This window comes from Photorhabdus hindustanensis (assembly GCF_002968995.1).
Classification (GTDB): Bacteria; Pseudomonadota; Gammaproteobacteria; order Enterobacterales; family Enterobacteriaceae; genus Photorhabdus; species Photorhabdus akhurstii.
On sequence record NZ_PUWT01000046.1, the window covers coordinates 1 to 4,599 of the forward strand.

General features: G+C 60.8%; 3 protein-coding genes. All 3 read right to left on the reverse strand.

Annotated features, from left to right (window positions below; genetic code table 11):
• The coding region (locus C6H66_RS16120) for a type VI secretion system Vgr family protein (RefSeq protein WP_105396097.1) at positions 1–1,734 on the reverse strand (1,734 nt) is incomplete at its 3' end.
• 97 nt (positions 1,735–1,831) lie between these two features.
• Positions 1,832–3,100: a VasL domain-containing protein gene (locus C6H66_RS16125; protein WP_339417211.1), complete on the reverse strand. Its 1,269-nt coding sequence runs from the start codon at positions 3,098–3,100 to the stop codon at positions 1,832–1,834.
• A 79-nt stretch (positions 3,101–3,179) separates the two neighbouring features.
• The coding region (tssM, locus tag C6H66_RS16130) for a type VI secretion system membrane subunit TssM (protein ID WP_105396098.1) at positions 3,180–4,599 on the reverse strand (1,420 nt) is incomplete at its 5' end.

Below are 4,599 nucleotides of genomic sequence, written 5' to 3' on the forward strand. Positions count from 1 at the left end.
TTTTTCGACCGTGATTTGACGCAGGCCGGTGATAGCGCTGACTTCATTGCCTGTCACCTCTTTGTGGCGGTCGTTTCTGACCGAAAGCATCTGATTATGGCCGATGCTTTCGGTATGGTTGTTCATGACCCGGGTTTCGCGGTTATTGAGTACCACGGTGTTCATGTCCCGCTGGGCATGCAGCGCCAGCTCTTCACTGCCTTTGGCATCCTCGAAGCGCAGCTCGTTGTAGCCTTCCCCTTTATGGGTTTTGGAGCGGAAGGTCATCTGGGTTTTGCTGCCGAGCAGGTCCCCTGGCGGGAGGTTGCTGGCATGGTAGGTGCGCCCGGTGACAATCGGCTGGTCCGGGTCGCCGTTAAGAAAATCCACCACCACTTCCTGACCGATACGCGGTATCGCCAGCATGCCCCAGCCCTGACCGGCCCAGGGCTGGGTGACCCGTATCCAGCAGGAGCTGTGGTCATTACTCTGGCCGTAGCGGTCCCAGAGGAATTGCAGGCGGATACGGCCGTACGGGTCACAGTAGATTTCTTCGCCGGCCGGGCCCACCACTTTGGCAATCTGCGGGCCCTCCATCGCCGGTTTGGGTAACGGGGCCGGGCGCCAGTGCTGATTGTAGGGAATGAAGGTGAAGTCGTTGCTCAGGGTGGTGCCGCTCTCCCCGGCGGTCTGCTCCAGCGCCTGCGGCTGGCTGCCCCGGTGGGTGACGCAGACCAGCTGCCAGAGCCGGTTGAGGTCATTCCGGGGATGGTGAGTCAGGGTGAACAGCACGCCGGGCTGCATGGTGGCGGCGTTACTTTCCCCGTCGCCGGTCAGGGCGTTGTTGCGCAGGGCTTCCAGCCGGTAGCGGGTGAAATCCGCGCCGTGCTGTTCGTCTTTGAAGCGGCCGGGAAAATCGAAGTGTTCGTACCCGGTATGCTGGAGGTCCTGTTCCCGCATCTGATGACGGAACTCCGCCGCCCAGGCCGGGTTTTTGAAGGTGTAATCTTTGAGCTCGACCACCGCCGGCCGTACCTGCGCCTGGCGGGTCAGCCGGGTAATGCACAGTTGCTGGGCCTGTTCGGCGTCTTCGGGGTGATAGGGCAGCACCGGGCCTGTGACGACAGAGCCCGCATCGTCGGCAAACACCAGGGTGTTTTTATTGCCGGTGAACTCAAAGAAGTAAAAAATCCCTTCTTCGGCGGTGAGCCGTTGCAGGAATTCAAAATCGGTTTCGCGGTACTGGACGCAGAACTCCCGTTCCGGGTGGGGATTGCGCAGACTGAACGCCACATCGCGGACGCCGTTCTCTTTGAGCAGGGTGGTGATGATGGTTTTGATATCCTGCTGCTGAAAAATCCGGGCATTCTGGCGCAGGGTGGCGCGCCACATATCGGGCCGGATGGTCATGTCATAGCGGGTCTGATGTTTGCCGGTATTGCCCTGGACAAAGCTGGCGACCATGCCGGTGACGGTACGCTCGACTTTGCCTTCGCGCAGGATGGTCAGGGTGGCGCTTTTGTCGAGGACGGCGGTGAAATCAATCGCCGGGTCGGCACTGGCTAAACTGACCGTCAGCGTGAACGGGGTGGAGAGGGCCTCGCGCAGGGTAAAGCCGGCCACCACGAAGGTGTGCGGCGGCAGTCCGCCGGCGGTGAGGGTAAACTGTAAGCCGCCGGCGCTTTGGGGACTCAGCCGGTCAGCGAGGTGCCGGGCGAGGTTGCCGGCGGCGGCGGTTTTTTTCTGGAATGACATAGGGGGATTCCTTCTCTGAATTTACGGGCGGGGTTGCCCGGGGAGCGCGGTCAGCCCGGCGGCTTTCTGCAACGCGTAATACTGGCTGAGCAGGGCGTTAAACCGGTCGTCGGTCTTTTTTTATCAGCGCCGGTGAGACGGGCTGTCCCTGCTCGACGGCGGCGGAAAGCTGGCGCAGCAGCTCTTCCAGCGGGAGGTCACGGTTGTGGCTGTGCTGGATTTGGTAAATCGCCGTTTTCAGGTAAGAGAGGGTGAGACTGCCCCGGTTGCGCTCCTGCGCCAGGATGTTGTCCGCCAGTAACTGGAGCTGATGCCGGGTCTGCTGCCAGCTGCCGGAGACCGGCGCATTTTCCAGCCGGATGGTCTGTAACTGCTGCCAGCGCTGCGTTTCACGCTGCTGCCGGCTGTCCTGCGGCCAGGTTTTTTGTGCCATCCCGGTCAGCTGCTCAGCCTGTTGCAGCACTGCCAGCGGGGAGGTATCCGCTAACCGGGTTAACTGCTGGGCATAGGTTGGCAGGTCGGGGTGGTACAGCCAGGCCAGTCTGGCTCCGTCCGGGGTGTCAGTCAGGGCGGTGAGCTGCTGTTGCAGCGGCCGGTAAAGTCCCAGCCAGCTGCCGGTCAGGACAAACACGCCCAGTAAGAGACCCAGGCCAAACCCCTGTAGTGCGCTCATCGGCCGCGGGGGCGGTTCAGGGAAACGGACCTGGACTTTAGGCTGACTGTGGTCGTATCCCGCGTCGTCGTCAGTGTCCGGTTCCGATGGCGCCGGCTCGGTTGTGTTGGCCAGGTAAACCAGCGGCGGCATCTGCACGGGTTTGGCGGCGGGTTTGGGCAGGATGCGGGTCTGTTCCAGTTTTTTGGCGGTGTTCTGGAAGAACCACAACAGGTTTTCGACTTTTGGCAGGCGTTTCAGGTCGGACTGCTGGAGCCGGTCGACTATCAGTTGTAAGGCCCGCTCGGCCCGGTAAATCATCCGCAGGTCACGGGGGGTATAGTCGTGCTGGCGTAACGCGTTGCCGCTGCGGGTGTTAAACCAGTCCAGCATCTCAGTGCGGACCGCCGGCTGCGGGGGCCACAGTGCATCCCACTGGCTGACCATCACCCCGGCCAGCAGTTCACAGCCTTCGGTAAACCCCGCCAGGCCGCTGAGCTGCATCCGGGCCAGGGTGTAGTAAATCGCGCTCTGCAAATCGACGCCGTGGGTGCGAAACAGCGTCAGGGCCAGGGATTCGATAAGCGGCCAGTTCACTGCCGGCTGAGACGGGTGGTTGATTTTATTGATTTCCTCGCGTATTGCCGTGAACGCCGGCAGATTCATCGGGTTACTGCCGGCGCGGATAATCAGGTTTTCAGGGTGTTCACTCATGGCCGTTCATCCTTTCACCTGCCTCCGTCGGCGCGGAGGACAGGGTGGGTTTCTATTTTGCAATGAATAAAATTTGCCATTAATACAACGTGTCAGGCAGTCTGAACTGGCTGAACAGGCCGCCGGCAAACGGGTTGTCGGATTCATCCACGTAGATACGGTAGGTCATGTCGCCCCCGTCCACCGTGAACCGCACATCAAACGCATCCTGACGCACGTTAGTCAGTTTGCCGCTGTTAATCAGGCGCAGCTGAGCCCACGGGCCGGTGAAGCTGATGGCGCGCGGGGATTTGCCGCTGGCGTCCGGTATCAGCGTGAGCTGGCTTTCCACCCCGGCCCGCATCGAGTTGGGCCAGATGAGGTGTACAATGCTGCCGCGGCCGTGAGCATAATCGAGCAGCTGGCCGTCGAGATTGAGCAGGCTGCGGCGTTTATTGCCGGTCAGGCTGAGGGGCTCAATGGCGAACTGGGTGCCCAGACCGTTTTGCGGCGAGAAGAAGGTGTCGCGGATACGGTCGGCCAGTTTCAGTTGTTCCAGTACATCCTGGCGGATAAGTTGCTGGCCGTCAGCGCTGTGGGTCAGGTTGTTTTCCACAAACGGTTTCAGGTTCTGCTGATAGAAGGCATCCAGCGTGCCGCCGGGCCGGAAGAACCGCTCGAACTCACTGAGCGGCACGTCCTGAGTGGCTTCCGGGTTGAACGGATAGCGGCCGGCCAGATAGGTCTGGTACTGTCTGACCACGGTGTCGCGCCATTCGATTTCCAGCGAGCTGATGGCTTCCCTCATCACCACCCGCCATGCCTGTCCGGCCAGTTCGCCGACCCAGCGGTTGAGCGGCGCCGGCAGGTTTTTCGCCAGCTGCTGCACTTCGAAAATCGGGTCGCTGTTATGCTGCTCAAGCCGCTGCCGCACGGCGCTCAGGGCGGCTTTACCCGGTACCGGGGCATTCTGAATGCTCAGCAGGTAACGGTGCAGTTCCACCAGTTTCTGATAAACCTCCTGTAAGGTACTGTTTTTGTCACCATACTCCACCAGCACGGCGGTTTCCGGCGCGAACTCCCGGTGAATACGCGCCCGCAGGCGGTAATCCGGGGTATCACGTAACGGCTGCTGGGCTTTGGCCGGCAGCGTCTCGTCAATCTCCGGCAGACGGGTGTTGTCGCTGAGGATTTGCAGGGCGCGGCTGATGGGCTGTTCGCCGCTGATAACCTGTTCAAGGGCGCTGATGGCCTGCGGGATATCGGTAAAATCACGAATATCCAGGTTGTTCATGGCCGCGCGCCAGGTGGCCGTGTAGTCCCCCAGGTACTGCTCGGTGATTTGTCGCTGGATTTCTTTGCGGTCCGTGTCGCTGTACTGCACGTTGTGCGACAGGTTCAGGACCCAGCTGTCCATGACGGTGAGGTCGATGAGCTGGTCGTCCTGTTTGACGAAGTAGTTGTTCAGGCCGTTTATCGTCAGGAACTGCGGGATAATCAGTTGTTTGTCATTATTGGCA

Bases quoted from the DNA above. Each gene is read 5' to 3' on its own strand.
- C6H66_RS16125 (WP_339417211.1), bottom strand. From the start codon at position 3,100: ATGAGTGAACACCCTGAAAACCTGATTATCCGCGCCGGCAGTAACCCG.